The sequence below is a fragment of the Xenorhabdus taiwanensis genome (assembly GCF_036512875.1).
GTDB lineage: Bacteria > Pseudomonadota > Gammaproteobacteria > Enterobacterales > Enterobacteriaceae > Xenorhabdus > Xenorhabdus taiwanensis.
In genome coordinates, this window is record NZ_AP028978.1 from 3,280,383 (window position 1) to 3,298,214 (window position 17,832).

The window sequence follows — 17,832 nt, forward strand, 5'->3', positions numbered from 1 at the left end:
TTCGGTGTTGTCAGGTTAAGCCGCACGGTTCATTAGTACTGGTTAGCTCAACGTCTCGCAACGCTTACACACCCAGCCTATCTACGTCCTCGTCTCGAACGTTCCTTCAGTGTCCTCAAGGGACAAGGGAAGACTCATCTTAAGGCAAGTTTCCCGCTTAGATGCTTTCAGCGGTTATCTCTTCCGCACTTAGCTACCGGGCAGTGCCATTGGCATGACAACCCGAACACCAGTGGTGCGTCCACTCCGGTCCTCTCGTACTAGGAGCAGCCCCTTGCAATCTTCCAACGCCCACGGCAGATAGGGACCGAACTGTCTCACGACGTTCTAAACCCAGCTCGCGTACCACTTTAAATGGCGAACAGCCATACCCTTGGGACCTACTTCAGCCCCAGGATGTGATGAGCCGACATCGAGGTGCCAAACACCGCCGTCGATATGAACTCTTGGGCGGTATCAGCCTGTTATCCCCGGAGTACCTTTTATCCGTTGAGCGATGGCCCTTCCATTCAGAACCACCGGATCACTATGACCTGCTTTCGCACCTGCTCGAGCCGTCACTCTCGCAGTCAAGCTGGCTTATGCCATTGCACTAACCTCCTGATGTCCGACCAGGATTAGCCAACCTTCGTGCTCCTCCGTTACGCTTTGGGAGGAGACCGCCCCAGTCAAACTACCCACCAGACACTGTCCGCAACCCGGATAACGGGCCTGCGTTAGAACATCAAACATTCAAGGGTGGTATTTCAAGGATGGCTCCGTGCAGACTGGCGTCCACACTTCACAGCCTCCCACCTATCCTACACATCAAGGCTCAAGGTTCAGTGTCAAGCTATAGTAAAGGTTCACGGGGTCTTTCCGTCTTGCCGCGGGTACACTGCATCTTCACAGCGAGTTCAATTTCACTGAGTCTCGGGTGGAGACAGCCTGGCCATCATTACGCCATTCGTGCAGGTCGGAACTTACCCGACAAGGAATTTCGCTACCTTAGGACCGTTATAGTTACGGCCGCCGTTTACTGGGGCTTCGATCAAGAGCGTCGCCTTGCGGCTAACCCCATCAATTAACCTTCCAGCACCGGGCAGGCGTCACACCGTATACGTCCACTTTCGTGTTTGCACAGTGCTGTGTTTTTATTAAACAGTTGCAGCCAGCTGGTATCTGCGACTGGCCTCGGCTCCAAAAGCAAGTTTCTTCACCTAACGCCAGCGTGCCTTCTCCCGAAGTTACGGCACCATTTTGCCTAGTTCCTTCACCCGAGTTCTCTCAAGCGCCTGAGTATTCTCTACCTGACCACCTGTGTCGGTTTGGGGTACGATTAACAATAATCTGAAGCTTAGGGGCTTTTCCTGGAAGCGGGGCATCAGCAACTTCCGCACCGTAGTGCCTCGTCATCGTGCCTCAGCGTAACGGATAACCGGATTTGCCTGGTTATCCCGCCTACACACTTAAACCGGGACGACCGTCGCCCGGCTTGCCTAGCCTTCTCCGTCCCCCCATCGCAATTATTGCCAGTACAGGAATATTAACCTGTTGCCCATCGACTACGCTTTTCAGCCTCGCCTTAGGGGTCGACTCACCCTGCCCCGATTAACGTTGGACAGGAACCCTTGGTCTTCCGGCGAGCGGGTTTTTCACCCGCTTTATCGTTACTTATGTCAGCATTCGCACTTCTGATACCTCCAGCAAACCTCACAGTTCACCTTCAACGGCTTACAGAACGCTCCCCTACCCAACAACATATTCATGTCGCTGCCGCAGCTTCGGTGCATGGTTTAGCCCCGTTACATCTTCCGCGCAGGCCGACTCGACCAGTGAGCTATTACGCTTTCTTTAAATGATGGCTGCTTCTAAGCCAACATCCTGGCTGTCTGAGCCTTCCCACTTCGTTTCCCACTTAACCATGACTTGGGGACCTTAGCTGGCGGTCTGGGTTGTTTCCCTCTTCACGACGGACGTTAGCACCCGCCGTGTGTCTCCCGTGATAACATTCTTCGGTATTCGCAGTTTGCATCGGGTTGGTAAGTCGGGATGACCCCCTAGCCGAAACAGTGCTCTACCCCCGAAGATGAGTTCACGAGGCGCTACCTAAATAGCTTTCGGGGAGAACCAGCTATCTCCCGGTTTGATTGGCCTTTCACCCCCAGCCACAAGTCATCCGCTAATTTTTCAACATTAGTCGGTTCGGTCCTCCAGTTAGTGTTACCCAACCTTCAACCTGCCCATGGCTAGATCACCGGGTTTCGGGTCTATACCCTGCAACTTAACGCCCAGTTAAGACTCGGTTTCCCTGCGGCTCCCCTATGCGGTTAACCTTGCTACAGAATATAAGTCGCTGACCCATTATACAAAAGGTACGCAGTCACCCTGATAAATCAGGGCTCCCACTGCTTGTACGTACACGGTTTCAGGTTCTCTTTCACTCCCCTCGCCGGGGTTCTTTTCGCCTTTCCCTCACGGTACTGGTTCACTATCGGTCAGTCAGGAGTATTTAGCCTTGGAGGATGGTCCCCCCATATTCAGACAGGATACCACGTGTCCCGCCCTACTCATCGAACTCACAGCCTGTGTCTCTTCGTGTACGGGACTGTCACCCTTTACTGTGCGCCTTTCCAGACGCTTCCACTGACACACAAACTGATGATGGTTCTGGGCTCCTCCCCGTTCGCTCGCCGCTACTGGGGGAATCTCGGTTGATTTCTTTTCCTCGGGGTACTGAGATGTTTCAGTTCCCCCGGTTCGCCTCCTTACCCTATGGATTCAGGTAAGGATGGTGCAACGGATTGCACCGGGTTTCCCCATTCGGACATCGCCGGCTGATAGCGCTTCATATCAGCTCACCGGCGCTTTTCGCAGATTAGCACGTCCTTCATCGCCTCTGACTGCCTAGGCATCCACCGTGTACGCTTAGTCGCTTAACCTCACAACCCGAAGGTGTCTTCAGATTGGAGGGGTTGAGAGACTCATCAATGTTATCGTTCAACAACATCGATTGTTTCAAATTTTCAGCTTGTTCCAGATTGTTAAAGAGCATAAATTTCACAACACACTGTCTTTAATGTGTTCTGAAATCTTTTTTTAGTCAGAAGAGTCATGGTGGAGCTAAGCGGGATCGAACCGCTGACCTCCTGCGTGCAAGGCAGGCGCTCTCCCAGCTGAGCTATAGCCCCATTGAACCGGACAGAAAAATTGGTAGGCCTGAGTGGACTTGAACCACCGACCTCACCCTTATCAGGGGTGCGCTCTAACCACCTGAGCTACAAGCCTATTCCGTTCCTGTCTCTTCTTCTCTATATCAGACAATCTGTGTGAACACTCACATTTCACCATCTTAGGTTAAGGAGGTGATCCAACCGCAGGTTCCCCTACGGTTACCTTGTTACGACTTCACCCCAGTCATGAATCACAAAGTGGTCAGCGCCCTCCTAAAGGTTAAGCTACCGACTTCTTTTGCAACCCACTCCCATGGTGTGACGGGCGGTGTGTACAAGGCCCGGGAACGTATTCACCGCAGCATTCTGATCTGCGATTACTAGCGATTCCGACTTCATGGAGTCGAGTTGCAGACTCCAATCCGGACTACGACAGACTTTATGAGGTCCGCTTGCTCTCGCGAGGTCGCTTCTCTTTGTATCCGCCATTGTAGCACGTGTGTAGCCCTACTCGTAAGGGCCATGATGACTTGACGTCATCCCCACCTTCCTCCGGTTTATCACCGGCAGTCTCCCTTGAGTTCCCACCCGAAGTGCTGGCAACAAAGGATAAGGGTTGCGCTCGTTGCGGGACTTAACCCAACATTTCACAACACGAGCTGACGACAGCCATGCAGCACCTGTCTCACGGTTCCCGAAGGCACTTCCGCATCTCTGCAGAATTCCGTGGATGTCAAGAGTAGGTAAGGTTCTTCGCGTTGCATCGAATTAAACCACATGCTCCACCGCTTGTGCGGGCCCCCGTCAATTCATTTGAGTTTTAATCTTGCGACCGTACTCCCCAGGCGGTCGATTTAACGCGTTAGCTCCGGAAGCCACAGCTCAAGGCCACAACCTCCAAATCGACATCGTTTACAGCGTGGACTACCAGGGTATCTAATCCTGTTTGCTCCCCACGCTTTCGCACCTGAGCGTCAGTCTTCGTCCAGGGGGCCGCCTTCGCCACCGGTATTCCTCCACATCTCTACGCATTTCACCGCTACACGTGGAATTCTACCCCCCTCTACGAGACTCTAGTCAACCAGTCTTAGATGCCATTCCCAGGTTAAGCCCGGGGATTTCACATCTAACTTAATTGACCGCCTGCGTGCGCTTTACGCCCAGTAATTCCGATTAACGCTTGCACCCTCCGTATTACCGCGGCTGCTGGCACGGAGTTAGCCGGTGCTTCTTCTGCGGGTAACGTCAATCGCAAGGTGTCTTCGACCCTGCGCCTTCCTCCCCGCTGAAAGTACTTTACAACCCGAAGGCCTTCTTCATACACGCGGCATGGCTGCATCAGGCTTGCGCCCATTGTGCAATATTCCCCACTGCTGCCTCCCGTAGGAGTCTGGGCCGTGTCTCAGTCCCAGTGTGGCTGGTCATCCTCTCAGACCAGCTAGGGATCGTCGCCTAGGTGAGCCGTTACCCCACCTACTAGCTAATCCCATCTGGGTTCATCCGATGGCGTGAGGCCCGAAGGTCCCCCACTTTGCTCCCAAGAGGTCATGCGGTATTAGCCACCGTTTCCAGTGGTTATCCCCCTCCATCGGGCAGATCCCCAGACATTACTCACCCGTCCGCCGCTCGCCGGCAGGAAAGCACGCTTTCCCCCGCTGCCGCTCGACTTGCATGTGTTAGGCCTGCCGCCAGCGTTCAATCTGAGCCATGATCAAACTCTTCAATTAAAAGTTTGATGCTCAAAGAATTCTACTGTTAGTTCGTAATGAATTAACTGTCAGTCACTCTTCAAGACTTTAAATCTTTTTGCCTTTCGGCTTGGATAAGTGTCTTGCGAGTGCCCACACAGATTGTCTGATTAATTTGTTAAAGAGCGTTGGCAACCGGAAGTCTCTTCCGGGTTGCGAGGCTGCGTATCTTACGCTTTCCTCTTGTCGTGTCAAGCCTTATTTTTCAGGGCCTTTCACGTTGTCATCCCGACAGGTTTGTGTGTTTGTCGTGACAACGGAAGCGCATTATAGGGAGTTTTATGGTTCTGACAATAGTTTTTTTAAATTTTTTTTCTGTTCGTGTTTTTTTTTCCTCAAAACGAGGTAATAACCAGCAGAAAGACTGTTTTTAAAGCGTTTTATCACACGATATTTGCAAAAATTTCTCAGAAAAATGATCTACCTGTTCCCAATCAGTGTATTCAACTTCTTTTGTAGTATCTGTTTCTCCTCCGGTTATTCGCATAATGAACTGAATCATGATGCGATCCAACCAACGATAACGTGGATAAAGTAGCGCTCCCGCGAAAACTCCGCATAAATCAGGTTGCCACGGACTTTTTATTAAAAACTTACGTACATAAGCGTTCGTTTCTGGCGTTCTTTTTTCTGGCTTTCTCGCCGTTAAGTTAACGCCAAAGAAAGCTGTTGGCATTTGACTCAATTGTTTTTGATGGAGGATGACAAAATCATGCAATACAGAATTGAAACGACCATAACGTATCGACGCCCCTACCATTACTTTTTGGTAAGGCGTCAAATTGATTTGTTTCACTGTAGAAAGATCTCTTAACTCACATTTAATACCAGCACGACGGAGGTTCTCTGCAATACGGGTAATAATTTTTTTGGTCTGCCCATCTTGGGTAGAATAGAGCAACAAATAACGCATAAATACGTCCTTATTAAACAGAGGATCACATATAAACACTATTCACGCCAAAATGTGGGGGTAAATAGCACCAATAATGTGAACACTTCCAAACGTCCAAATAACATAGTGACAACCAATATCCATTTAGCCGCAGGGTTCATAGTTGTAAAGTTGTCAGCAACGACTCCCAATCCTGGCCCCAAGTTATTCAATGTTGCGGCGATGGCAGAAAAAGCAGAAAATTCATCAACCCCTGTTGCGATCAATAACAACATACTAACGACAAAAACCAATGCGTAAGCAGAGAAAAAACCCCATACTGCTTCAATAATTCGTTCCGGTAATGCTCGTCGTCCCAATTTAATGGTATATACCGCATTCGGGTGTACTAACCGCTTTAATTCACGAGATCCTTGCAAGAACAACAATAAAATGCGGATAACTTTGAGACCGCCTCCCGTTGAACCCGCACATCCACCTATAAAGGCAGAACATAACAGCAGAAAAGGCAGAAACAGAGGCCAATTGGCAAAAGCGTCCGTTGTAAATCCAGCCGTTGTCGCCATAGAGACAACTTGAAAAAAAGCGTGATTTAATGCTTTCCATTCTGATTCATAAACGGAATGTTGCCATAATATCAGCATACAAATTGCCAATAGTGCCAACTGAATAGTAATGAACATTCGAAATTCTGGATCACGCCAGTACACTTTCAAGCTTCGTCCAGAAAGAACCGCAAAATGCAAACCAAAATTACAGCCCGAAATCAATAAGAAAATGGCAATAATTGTGTTAATGGCCGGGCTATTGAAAAAACCGATACTGGCATCATGGGTAGAAAACCCACCAATAGCGATGGTAGAAAAGCTATGAGAAATTGCATCGAATACCGACATTCCCGCAGCCCACAATGCCAGCGCACAGGCAATCGTTAACAAGACATAAATCAGCCAAAGCGTTTTTGCCGTTTCTGCGATACGAGGACGCATTTTATTGTCTTTCAACGGCCCCGGCATTTCTGCACGATAAAGCTGCATTCCTCCAACACCAAGCAGAGGTAAGATCGCCACCGCCAAAACAATAATTCCCATGCCGCCTAACCATTGCAACATTTGTCGATAGAACAAAATAGCCCTGGGAAGGGAATCAAGACCAACAAGCGTCGTCGCCCCAGTTGTCGTCAAGCCAGAAAATGATTCAAAAAAGGCATCTGTGACTGAAAGATTGGGTTTTTCAGAGAAAATGAATGGCAATGCCCCCACACTTCCCAACACAGTCCAAAATAGGACAACAATCAAAAAGCCCTCTTTCGGCTTGAGCTCAGATTTTTGTTCGCGATTAGGTACCCACAATATTAAACCAATGACGAGAGCAAAGATGAATGTCTGGCTGAATGCTCTGCCTGCGCCATCGCGATAGATCAATGCTACCAGCCCCGGAATAATCATTGTGACAGAGAAAAGAATGACAAGTAGTCCAACAATACGGGTTATGGCGCGAAAATGCATTCGGCTGGTTCCTTAGAAATCCGGTATGAAGAATAATTATGATTTTGGCGTTAAAAACAAAGCACCACGGCTCAAGTCCCGTAATTTATCACCTATCTCACCAACAAGGGTAGCTGGCAGCGAGACTTGCAACGTGACATTTTCAGCATAATCACTGGCGAGCACCTGCCCAGAGAATTGGTGTAGCAACTGTTCCACCATTGAAATATGCGAGTATTCACACTGTAACTGGTATAATTTCTGCGGTACTTTGTATTCGGTTTGCAACAGCTTCAGAGCTTGCTGTACCCCATTACCATAGGCTTTTACTAACCCCCCCGTACCCAATTTTATGCCACCAAAATAGCGAACAGATACAGCGGTAATTTCCCCCAGACCACTTCCTATTAACTGGGCAATCATCGGCTTGCCAGCAGTTCCGGTAGGTTCGCCATCATCAGAAAACCCTAACTGTTGGGAATCATCCGGCGCCCCTGCCACAAAAGCCCAGCAATGATGTCGAGCATCAGGATACTGCTCTTTGATACTTTGGATAAATAACTTGGCTTCATCTACCCCGCTGGTGTGCTCCAGCAGGGTAATGAAACGACTCTTTTTTATTTCTTCAGTAAAGCTGACTGAAGCCGCAGGAATTAAATAAGGCTTCATTACGATAATTGTAATTCTCTGGTCATATTTTCAATTTTTCCATCGTGAATAACGATGTTATCTTCAATACGAATACCACCATAAGTTTTCAACATATCGATTTTTTTCCAATCGAAATGTTGGCGATATTCGCTTTCACGCCACTGCGCTAATAACGTTTCAATGAAATAGATCCCAGGTTCAATGGTCAAAACCATTCTTGACTCCAGAATACGGGTACAGCGCAAATAAGGATACATTTCCGGAGCTGCCAGATGAGTTCCTCTATCATCTTGCATAAACCCAGCCGCATCATGCACCTGCAATCCCAGAGGATGACCGAGTCCGTGTGGGAAAAATGGTGTCGTCAATCTTGTCTCAACCATACCTTCTTCACTGATCCCATGAACAATATCATGTTTTTTCAGTATCCTGGCTATACGTTGATGCATATTAATATGGTAGTCGGTATATCGAACTCCCGTTTTAATTGTGCCAATGAGTGCCTGTTGTTCTTCATTCAGATCCTTTATCAGTGAGGAAAAATCGTTATGAGATTTTGCTGCATAGGTTCTGGTGATATCCGCTGCATAACCATGATATTCCGCTCCGGCATCAATTAAAAAACTGCGGATTTCCGAAGGAACCCTCTGCTGTAATTTGTTGTAGTGCAAAACAGCCGTATTTTCATTCAAGGCAACAATATTATCATAAGGGACGTCGGTATCACGGTGCCCTGTTGCCATCAAATAGAACATATTGATTTCGAATTCGCTCACACCAGACAAAAATGCATCATAAGCTGCCAGATGACCATTGACGGCGGTTTTCTGGGCTTCACGCATACAAATCAATTCATAATCTGTTTTATATGAACGATGATAATTCAAATAATCCAAAACAGCTTTTGGGTTGATATTGTGATCAAGAATCCCCAAAGATTTAGCACATTCAGTTTGTTCACCAATATAAGCTGTATTCTGTTTTGCTAATCCATTCAGTTTTGTGTTGATATCTTCAGCAGTTGCTAAATGAATCATTTCTATTTCGTCAGTCCAATAGCCATTGGGTAAGGGTTCTACGCTATGCCAGTAATCTACAGGTGAATAAAACCAGAGCTTAGGTTTATTGACTCCATCAATCCATAACCAGCAATTAGGCACTTTGGTCACAGGTACCCAAGCCTTGAAGTGCGCATTGACCTTAAACGGATAATGGCTGTCATCGAGAAAAACCCGTAATGATTCACCTGAGTGAATAAGCAAGGCGTCAAGCTGAGTTCGTTCTAAGATTTCTCGCGCTCGTTTTTGTAAGGTTTTAATATGTTCTTGGTACAGAGATGCTAACTTTTCCATCTTAATTAGCCTTTTGATTTTTTGGCAGGAGCTTAAATATTATCACAATTCATTATGGTGGGAGCTATCACGTGAAAAACCTTCTTTCTAAAATTAAGCTAATATATTTATATTTTTCAAAACACTAACTAAATTTATAGCTCCCTGCCATAAATCTTACCTGTGATCCGCCCTACAAAAAATTAATCATTGGTTTGCATTAAATTAACACAGTAATCACAATCAACCTCATCTGGTCATACCAGATGGTATGCACTCATTGAGGAGAATGACATGCTCTACCTAAGTGAAACTATTCAAGTAAAATGGCTGAAAGATGGCATTGCTGAACTCATTTTCAATGCACCGGCTGCAATTAATAAATTAGATACAAAAACGGTTACTTCACTGGATAAAGCCGTTTCCACCCTTGAGCAAGAGACTAATTTAAAAGGGTTGCTGTTACGCTCTAAAAAACAAGCCTTTATTGTTGGCGCAGATATTACAGAATTTTTATCGTTATTCAGTGCGCCAGCAGAAAAACTGCACGAATTGCTGGATCTTGCCAACAATATCTTTAACCGTATAGAAGATCTCCCGGTTCCGACTATCTCCGCTATCAACGGCTACGCTCTTGGCGGTGGGTGTGAATTGGTACTTTCAACCGATTTTCGTATCACATCCCCAGATCTTCGTATCGGATTACCAGAAACTAAACTGGGCATTATGCCGGGATTTGGTGGTTCTGTTCGCCTGCCACGCTTGATTGGTACAGACAATGCTCTCGAAATCATTTCCGCAGGAAAAGATATTGGTGCTGAAGAAGCGCTGAAAAATGGCCTGGTTGATGCCATAGTTTCTACCGAAAAACTGGTTGATTCTGCCGTTTCAATTCTGGAGCAAGCTATACGAGGAGACTTGGATTGGCAAGCAGCCCGTCAGCCTAAATTAATGCCTCTGGCTCTCAATGAGATCGAGCGTACCATGAGTTTCACCGTAGCAAAAGGTATGGTAATGAAGGTTGCTGGCCCTCATTATCCGGCACCAATCACTGCGGTAAAAACCATTGAAAAAGCCGCTACACTAGGTCGTGATGAAGCCTTAAAACTGGAATCCACCAGTTTTGTATCATTAGCACACACCTCTGTCGCCCGTGCTTTAGTCGGCATCTTCCTGAATGAGCAATATGTTAAAGGGCTGGCGAAAAAATACCTGCAAACTGTCACAACCCCTGAACATGCGGCTGTACTGGGTGCTGGGATCATGGGTGGAGGTATTGCCTATCAATCAGCGCGCAAGGGTATTCCTGTCTTGATGAAAGATATCAATCAAAAAGCGCTGGATTTAGGTATCAATGAAGCGGCCAAATTGCTAAATAAACAATTTGAACGTGGACGCTTAGATGCCATGAAGATGGCTAAAATTCTGGCATCCATTCATCCAACCCTGAATTATGCTGGTATTGAGCAAACCCAACTTGTTGTTGAAGCTGTAGTTGAAAATCCCAAGATTAAAGCTGCGGTTCTGGCAGAAACAGAATCACATATCAGCGATGACTGCGTTCTGGCTTCTAATACCTCCACAATCCCAATCACTGAATTAGCAAAATCGTTAAAACGCCCGGAAAACTTCTGTGGTATGCATTTCTTCAACCCAGTACATCGTATGCCGTTAGTTGAAATCATTCGCGGCGAAAAAACGTCAGAAAAGACTATTGCAAGCGTTGTCGCCTATGCCAGTAAAATGGGTAAAACACCGATTGTCGTTAACGACTGCCCTGGTTTCTTTGTAAATCGCGTATTGTTCCCTTATCTGGCTGGTTTTGGCATGTTGCTGCGTGATGGTGGTGATTTCCACCAAATCGACAAAATCATGGAAAAAGAATTTGGTTGGCCAATGGGTCCTGCTTATCTCATTGATGTTGTCGGTATTGACACTGCTCACCATGCACAAGCTGTCATGGCTCAGGGTTTCCCTGACCGCATGAGCCGTGATTATCGGGATGCCATTGATGTGCTATTTGAAAATCAACGTTATGGCCAGAAAAATGGCGTTGGTTTCTATAAATATACCCAAGATAAAAAAGGCAAACCGAAAAAAGAGCTGGATGATACTACCGATAAGTTACTGGCAAGCATCAGCAAACCGAAACATACTTTCTCAGGCGAAGAGATCATTGCCAGAACCATGATCCCAATGATTAACGAAGTTGTTCGCTGCTTAGAAGAAGGTATCATTGCCAGCCCAGCAGAAGCAGATATGGCACTGGTATATGGACTGGGTTTCCCTCCATTCCACGGTGGTGTTTTCCGTTACCTGGATACTATGGGAACCGCAGCTTATGTGAAGATGGCAGAAAGTTATGCTCATTTGGGTGCACTCTATCACATCCCTGTTGGCCTGAAAGCAAAATCCGAAAGCAATGAAAGTTACTACCCTGCACCTGCAGAACTTGCTGTTAATCCAGGTGAAAAAGCGTGAGGTCTGAAAACATGGAAAACGTAGTCATTATTGATGGTATCCGTACCCCAATGGGGCGCTCAAAAGGTGGTGTATTCCGTCAGGTCCGTGCCGAAGATCTCTCTGCACATCTGATGAAGTCAATACTCAAGCGCAATCCTGCCGTTAATCCTGAAGACATTGATGATATCTCTTGGGGATGCGTGCAACAAACACTGGAACAAGGGTTCAATATTGCCCGTAACTCTGCCTTACTGGCAGGTATTCCTCATTCAGTTCCCGCGGTAACCGTTAACCGCCTCTGCGGTTCGTCAATGCAATCTCTGCACGACGGGGCCCGTATGATTATGACTGGTGATGCCAATATTGTTATGGTCGGTGGTGTTGAACATATGGGGCACGTACCCATGACACACGGTGTCGATTTTCATCCCAAATTAAGCCGTAATGTTGCCAAGGCAGCAGGTGTTATGGGATTGACAGCAGAAATGCTGGCTAAAATGCACAATATTAGTCGCGAAATGCAAGATGAGTTTGCCCTGCGTTCTCATCGACGTGCAGCGGAAGCGACTGAATCCAAGGCTTTCGCCAGTGAAATTGTCCCCATATATGGGCATGATGCTGATGGGAGTATGAAATTCGTCGATTTTGATGAAGTGATCCGCCCAGAGACTAACCTAAAAGATTTAGCTGCGCTGCGTCCTGTTTTTGATCCAGTCACTGGCAGTGTGACAGCGGGTAATTCATCAGCACTTTCCGATGGTGCCTCTGCCATGCTAATCATGAGCGAAAGCAAAGCTAAAGCGTTAGGATTGAAACCTCGTGCTCGTATCCGCTCAACAGCGGTTGTTGGTTGTGATCCTTCTATCATGGGTTATGGCCCTGTGCCTGCAACACAAATGGCTCTGAAAAAAGCCGGATTAAGCCTTGCGGATATTGGCGTCATGGAATTGAACGAAGCATTTGCTGCACAATCCTTGGCTTGCATAAAAGGGTTGAATTTGCTGGATAGTATGGATGACAGAATCAACCTGAACGGCGGCGCTATTGCTCTCGGTCACCCATTGGGATGCTCTGGTACTCGCATTACTACCACCCTGCTTAACTTGATGGAACGTAAAGATGTTCAGTTCGGGCTATCAACCATGTGCATTGGGTTAGGCCAGGGTATAGCCACGATTATTGAAAAAGTATAGCCATGAAAATCTGGCTATAAAGCATAACAGCCAATTGAAATTTATGGCTTTTAAAAATTAACGCTTTCCCTTGTCTGTCTTGTCTATTGCATCACTCTAGTACGTTGTTGCCGTAGTTTCCCGCCTGTCAGGGGCGGGTTTTTTATTTTTGGCGTTTTATCTTTTATCAGCAAATGGCTCAAATAAACTCAAAGGCATCCCCATACATATGTTCGATAGATGCATCACGCTCACTACAGAACCGTTCACGGGCAATTTTAGCCATCTCAAAACGGCCAGCAATGTAAATATCATGGTTTGCCAGACTGCCAAAATCTTCCAAAACTGCACTCAGAACTGTGCCTGTTCTTCCGCGCCAGTGTTCATCAACTTGTTCAACCACAGGTACAACGGTTAAATTAGGATAGTGCTCACTCAATAATTGCAACTCCTTCAAATCATAAAGATGTTGCAACTCTCGTCCACCCCAATAGACGGAAATTTCACGATTAGGATTCTTTTCCAATGCAGCCAATAAGATAGATCGCGTATATGAAAATCCCGTTCCACCGGCAATCAATAACATCGGGTTTTTACTGTCTTCACGAAACCAAGCCTGACCATGCGGAATATCAATATCAATGACTTTCTGATCCAGAATTCTATCCATTACCGCCATCGCATAGAGATTTAGCTCAGAAGCACCAATATGCAACTCAATTATCTTTTTTTCTGACGGTGGTGATGCCATGGAGAAAGGACGCTTATCCCTTTCATCCATAATCACCATTAAATATTGCCCTGCACGGAAAGAAAAAGGCGAATCAGGTAATAAACGAACCCGATAAACAGTATCTGTAATGGAGTCAACCGATGTTACTTTACAACTTAATATTGTCATGCGTTCCCTCTTATCGCTTCAAAATATCTAATTGATCCCAAATTTCATCGACACGGGTCCGAATCTCATCGCTCATCACTATCGGGCGCCCCCATTCCCTTTGTGTCTCTCCTGGCCATTTATTCGTTGCATCTAACCCCATCTTTGAGCCTAACCCAGAAACAGGCGATGCAAAATCGAGATAGTCAATGGGTGTATTTTCCATTAAGACAGTATCTCTTTGCGGGTCCATTCGCGTTGTTATCGCCCAGATGACATCATTCCAATCTCGCGCATTGATATCATCATCACAAACGATAACAAATTTTGTGTACATAAATTGTCTCAGATATGACCAAACTCCCATCATTACTCGCTTGGCATGGCCTGCATACTGTTTTTTCATTGTGACGACCGCGAGTCGATAAGAGCAGCCCTCTGGCGGCAAGTAAAAATCCACAATTTCAGGAAATTGTTTTTGCAAAATTGGCACCAAGACTTCGTTCAACGCAACCCCTAGCACCGCAGGTTCATCCGGCGGACGCCCTGTGTAAGTGGAATGATAGATAGCATCACGACGTTGGGTAATATGGGTTACCGTAAATACCGGAAATGTATCTACTTCATTGTAATAGCCGGTATGATCACCATATGGCCCTTCTGGTGCCATCTCACCAGGCTCAATATAACCTTCAAGGATAATTTCAGCGCTGGCAGGCACTTCCAGATCATTAGATATACATTTAACAACTTCCGTTTTATGCCCACGCAATAATCCTGCAAACGCATATTCAGACAAAGTATCAGGAATTGGGGTAACCGCCCCCAATATCGTGGCAGGATCGGCGCCTAATGCAACGGATACAGGGAAACGTTCTCCCGGATGTGCCTGACACCACTCCTGAAAATCAAGCGCACCACCACGATGTGATAACCAGCGCATAATCAGTTTGTTTTTTCCCAATACCTGTTGGCGGTAGATACCCAAGTTCTGGCGCTCTTTATTAGGCCCTTTAGTCACCGTCAATCCCCAGGTAACCAAAGGAGCAGCATCTTCTGGCCAACAATGCATGACTGGAATACGGGTAAGATCCACATCATCCCCTGCCCAGATCTGTTCCTGACAAAGCGCAGAACTAAGGCGTTTGGTTGGCATATTCAAAACTTGTTTGAATTTCGGCAACTTATCGATCAAATCACGAAAGCCTTTTGGTGGCTCAGGCTCTTTAAGGAAAGCCAATAGCTTCCCAACATCATGCAATGCCTTAACATCATCCTGCCCCATACCCATGGCAACGCGCTTAGGTGTACCAAACAAATTGCACAACACAGGCATCGAATATCCCTTAGGATTTTCAAATAATAAGGCAGGACCACCGGCACGAAGAGTACGATCTGCGATTTCAGTCATTTCCAGATATGGATCAACTTCCATACGAATTCGTTTTAATTCACCCGATTGTTCCAACAAGGAAAGAAAGTCTCTTAGATCGCGATATTTCATATTGTCCATTCGTGCCGATTTTCAAGGAGGGAAAGCCATTATAGCCCCTCCTATGAGGGTTACAAGGAAAACTCATAACCCGCTAAAAAGCAATGGATTTAGTGCAATAATTAATACATAAGCTTTTACTGAGAATAAGCACGGTAGAATATAAAAAAATACGGCTTACACTTTAAATAACGCTTATTTTTACGATGACCCTTTAACACCGGTTTTGTTATGCTAAACATTCTACGCAATGGAGTCGAAATATTATGGGAAATTGGTATCTTCTTTACTGTAAACGTGGACAAGTCTCTCGGGCAATAGAGAACTTAGAGCGGCAGGATGTGATTTGCTTAACCCCTAGAGCCAAAATTGAAAAAATCATTCGAGGTAAACGAACCATCGTTACTGAACCTCTGTTTCCCAATTACCTGTTTGTTCACTTTGATCCCGAAGTCATTCATACTACGACCGTTAACTCAACACGCGGCGTCAATAATTTCGTTCGATTCAGCACTTATCCCACCATTGTTCCACAAACATTAATTGATGAATTAATGTCTGTTACTGAGCAAGAATATATTGCACCTGAAACCCCTATTACTGGTGATACTGTATTGATCACTGAAGGAATTTTCGAAGGCATTCAAGCAATTTATAACGAACCGGATGGAGAAACCCGTTCCATTCTCTTGCTGAATATTCTTAATAAAGAAGTTTCTAAGGTTTTAGATAATAAATATTTCATCAAAATTTAATCATAACCACCCGTATAACGGGTGGTTTGCTCTTGCCCTATAAGGGCTTGTTACCGACTGCGCCTAAATGACGCTGCTTTCTCTTCGTTCAAGCTAAGTGTCTTTGCTGCTTTGGCCTACCCCTTGAAGGGGTCTACATGCTCTTTACTACTCAATTTATCCGAGATTAAATCCGACTTTTCTTGCTCTCTGATATACTTTTGAATTGTCGCTTCATTTAGCCCTACCGTACTGACATAGAACCCTTCCGCCCAAAACTTTCTGTTGCCAAATTTATATTTTAAATTGGCGTGTCTATCAAAGATCATCAACGAACTTTTACCCTTCAAATATCCCATAAAGCTTGAAACGCTTAGCTTTGGTGGAATACTCACCAACATATGAACATGATCTGGCATGAGATGACCTTCGATTATTTCCACACCTTTATACTTACAAAGGTCTCTGAGGATCTCTCCCACACTTGAACGAATATTATTAAAAATCACTTTCCGTCTATATTTCGGCGAAAAGACGATATGGTATTTACACAGCCACTTTGTATGCGCTGAGCTTTGTGCTTTAATGCCCATAAACACCTTTCCTTATTTGAGTTACGAGTATTAGCTTGAACATCTATATCGTAACGGAAAGGTGTTTTTCTTGGTATAACCTTTGAACTCCACCCGCAAAGCGGGTGGTTTTATGTTTAAGACGCTAACGCGACTTAAACTGGCTAAAGCCATAATCAGAAAACGGGCAAAGTCAAAATTGCCCGTTTTATATCCCAAGCTATTACAATAATCAGTATCTTTGTTCATGCAGCCACTGCGCTACACGCTTGGCAAAATAGGTCAGAACACCATCTGCTCCCGCTCGTTTGAAGCACAATAGCGATTCCATAATCGCTGGCTGCTCTTTCAACCAACCATTTTGAATAGCCGCCATATGCATGGCATATTCACCAGAAACCTGATAGGCAAATGTCGGTACACCGAAAGTATCTTTCACCTGCCGTATCACGTCCAAATACGGCATACCCGGTTTAACCATGACGCTATCTGCACCTTCTTGCAAATCCTGTGCAATTTCCTGCAACGCTTCATCACTGTTTGCAGGGTCCATTTGATAGGTCATCTTATTGCCACTTTTCAAGTTACCGCTGGAACCAATAGCATCCCTAAATGGCCCATAATAACAAGAAGCGTATTTGGCAGAATAGGCCATAATTTGGGTATTAACATAACCATCCATCTCAAGCTGCCCGCGAATAGCACCAATGCGGCCATCCATCATATCACTTGGGGCTACAATCTCAGCCCCAGCTTCAGCATGGGACAATGCCTGCTTAACCAGAATATCTTTGGTAATGTCATTGATAACATAGCCATCTTGGTCAATAACACCATCTTGCCCGTGGGTAGTAAATGGATCGAGGGCTACATCCGTTAAAAGACCCAATTCAGGCACTGCATCTTTCAGGGCACGAACAGAGCGCTGAATCAAACCGTCTGGATTATAGGCTTCTTTCGCATCCAACGATTTCTTGTCTGCTTCAATGGCTGGAAACAGAGACAAAACAGGAATACCCAGTCGGGCAATCTCTTCTGCTTCTTTCAGCAAAAGATCGATTGTCAGACGATACACTCCTGGCATTGAAGACACTTCCTGACGCTGATTCGTTCCTTCCATAACAAATACAGGATAAATCAGATCATTAACAGTAAGCTGATTTTCAGCCACTAAGCGACGGGAAAAATCATGACGGCGCACACGGCGCATACGACGACCGGGAAATCCCCCTGGAAATACATAGCTCATATGGTT

Annotated in this window: 11 protein-coding genes, 2 tRNA genes and 2 rRNA genes; 3 read left to right on the forward strand and 12 right to left on the reverse strand. The window is 45.8% G+C overall.

The features are described 5' to 3' along the window. Window positions 1-11: 11 nt before the first annotated feature. From ACE1SE_RS15210 to pepQ, 8 genes are all read right to left on the reverse strand, one after another. A 23S ribosomal RNA gene (locus tag ACE1SE_RS15210) occupies window positions 12-2,921 on the reverse strand. A 173-nt stretch (window positions 2,922-3,094) separates the two neighbouring features. Continuing rightward, window positions 3,095-3,170, reverse strand: a tRNA-Ala gene (locus tag ACE1SE_RS15215). Between the two features lie 20 nt (window positions 3,171-3,190). Next, window positions 3,191-3,267: transfer RNA gene (locus tag ACE1SE_RS15220), tRNA-Ile, on the reverse strand. 70 nt (window positions 3,268-3,337) lie between these two features. Further along, window positions 3,338-4,879, reverse strand: a 16S ribosomal RNA gene (locus tag ACE1SE_RS15225). Together the 16S and 23S rRNA genes with 2 tRNA genes alongside form the textbook arrangement of a ribosomal RNA operon. 391 nt (window positions 4,880-5,270) lie before the next feature. Continuing rightward, the gene (gene hemG, locus ACE1SE_RS15230; protein WP_374051583.1) at window positions 5,271-5,813 is read right to left on the reverse strand and encodes a menaquinone-dependent protoporphyrinogen IX dehydrogenase; all 543 of its coding nucleotides are present in this window, start codon (window positions 5,811-5,813) and stop codon (window positions 5,271-5,273) included. 38 nt (window positions 5,814-5,851) lie between these two features. Continuing rightward, entirely contained in the window at window positions 5,852-7,303 is a 1,452-nt protein-coding gene (gene trkH, locus ACE1SE_RS15235) for a Trk system potassium transporter TrkH (RefSeq protein ID WP_374051584.1), read from the reverse strand. Between the two features lie 36 nt (window positions 7,304-7,339). Further along, window positions 7,340-7,951 carry an IMPACT family protein gene (locus ACE1SE_RS15240; protein ID WP_338884548.1) on the reverse strand — a complete coding sequence of 204 codons (612 nt, stop codon included), beginning with the start codon at window positions 7,949-7,951 and terminating at the stop codon, window positions 7,340-7,342. Continuing rightward, window positions 7,951-9,285, reverse strand: coding sequence for a Xaa-Pro dipeptidase (gene pepQ / locus ACE1SE_RS15245; RefSeq protein ID WP_374051585.1), 1,335 nt, complete (start codon window positions 9,283-9,285; stop codon window positions 7,951-7,953). Before pepQ ends, ACE1SE_RS15240 begins: the two co-directional genes overlap by 1 nt. A 273-nt stretch (window positions 9,286-9,558) precedes the next feature. Between pepQ and fadB the strand changes: the two genes are divergently transcribed. After that, window positions 9,559-11,745, forward strand: coding sequence for a fatty acid oxidation complex subunit alpha FadB (gene fadB, locus ACE1SE_RS15250; RefSeq protein WP_374051586.1), 2,187 nt, complete (start codon window positions 9,559-9,561; stop codon window positions 11,743-11,745). Window positions 11,746-11,756: 11 nt separating this feature from the next. Continuing rightward, on the forward strand, window positions 11,757-12,920 hold the full coding sequence (fadA, locus tag ACE1SE_RS15255; protein ID WP_374051587.1) for an acetyl-CoA C-acyltransferase FadA: 1,164 nt from the start codon (window positions 11,757-11,759) through the stop codon (window positions 12,918-12,920). Between the two features lie 178 nt (window positions 12,921-13,098). Here fadA and fre read toward each other — a convergent pair whose 3' ends face one another. Further along, on the reverse strand, window positions 13,099-13,800 hold the full coding sequence (gene fre, locus ACE1SE_RS15260; RefSeq protein WP_374051588.1) for an NAD(P)H-flavin reductase: 702 nt from the start codon (window positions 13,798-13,800) through the stop codon (window positions 13,099-13,101). 10 nt (window positions 13,801-13,810) lie between these two features. Then, complete coding sequence (gene ubiD / locus ACE1SE_RS15265) at window positions 13,811-15,283, reverse strand: 4-hydroxy-3-polyprenylbenzoate decarboxylase (RefSeq protein ID WP_374051589.1); 1,473 nt, start codon at window positions 15,281-15,283, stop codon at window positions 13,811-13,813. A gap of 254 nt (window positions 15,284-15,537) precedes the next feature. On the opposite strand from ubiD, the gene rfaH reads away from it, so the two are divergent. Continuing rightward, complete coding sequence (rfaH, locus tag ACE1SE_RS15270) at window positions 15,538-16,026, forward strand: transcription/translation regulatory transformer protein RfaH (protein ID WP_374051590.1); 489 nt, start codon at window positions 15,538-15,540, stop codon at window positions 16,024-16,026. 116 nt (window positions 16,027-16,142) lie between these two features. Here rfaH and tnpA read toward each other — a convergent pair whose 3' ends face one another. After that, window positions 16,143-16,598 carry an IS200/IS605 family transposase gene (tnpA, locus tag ACE1SE_RS15275; protein ID WP_099118097.1) on the reverse strand — a complete coding sequence of 152 codons (456 nt, stop codon included), beginning with the start codon at window positions 16,596-16,598 and terminating at the stop codon, window positions 16,143-16,145. Window positions 16,599-16,809: 211 nt separating this feature from the next. Beyond that, window positions 16,810-17,826, reverse strand: a complete 1,017-nt coding sequence (gene hemB, locus ACE1SE_RS15280) for a porphobilinogen synthase (RefSeq protein ID WP_374051591.1) — start codon at window positions 17,824-17,826, stop codon at window positions 16,810-16,812. Window positions 17,827-17,832 lie beyond the last annotated feature (6 nt).

What these genes read in the sequence shown, in the direction of transcription:
- fre (WP_374051588.1), bottom strand. Translation starts at nt 13,800, where the DNA reads ATGACAATATTAAGTTGTAAAGTAACATCGGTTGACTCCATTACAGAT.
- fadB (WP_374051586.1), top strand. Translation starts at nt 9,559, where the DNA reads ATGCTCTACCTAAGTGAAACTATTCAAGTAAAATGGCTGAAAGATGGC.
- fadA (WP_374051587.1), top strand. Translation starts at nt 11,757, where the DNA reads ATGGAAAACGTAGTCATTATTGATGGTATCCGTACCCCAATGGGGCGC.
- ACE1SE_RS15240 (WP_338884548.1), bottom strand. Translation starts at nt 7,951, where the DNA reads ATGAAGCCTTATTTAATTCCTGCGGCTTCAGTCAGCTTTACTGAAGAA.
- ubiD (WP_374051589.1), bottom strand. Translation starts at nt 15,283, where the DNA reads ATGAAATATCGCGATCTAAGAGACTTTCTTTCCTTGTTGGAACAATCG.
- tnpA (WP_099118097.1), bottom strand. Translation starts at nt 16,598, where the DNA reads ATGGGCATTAAAGCACAAAGCTCAGCGCATACAAAGTGGCTGTGTAAA.
- pepQ (WP_374051585.1), bottom strand. Translation starts at nt 9,285, where the DNA reads ATGGAAAAGTTAGCATCTCTGTACCAAGAACATATTAAAACCTTACAA.
- hemB (WP_374051591.1), bottom strand. Translation starts at nt 17,826, where the DNA reads ATGAGCTATGTATTTCCAGGGGGATTTCCCGGTCGTCGTATGCGCCGT.
- rfaH (WP_374051590.1), top strand. Translation starts at nt 15,538, where the DNA reads ATGGGAAATTGGTATCTTCTTTACTGTAAACGTGGACAAGTCTCTCGG.
- hemG (WP_374051583.1), bottom strand. Translation starts at nt 5,813, where the DNA reads ATGCGTTATTTGTTGCTCTATTCTACCCAAGATGGGCAGACCAAAAAA.
- trkH (WP_374051584.1), bottom strand. Translation starts at nt 7,303, where the DNA reads ATGCATTTTCGCGCCATAACCCGTATTGTTGGACTACTTGTCATTCTT.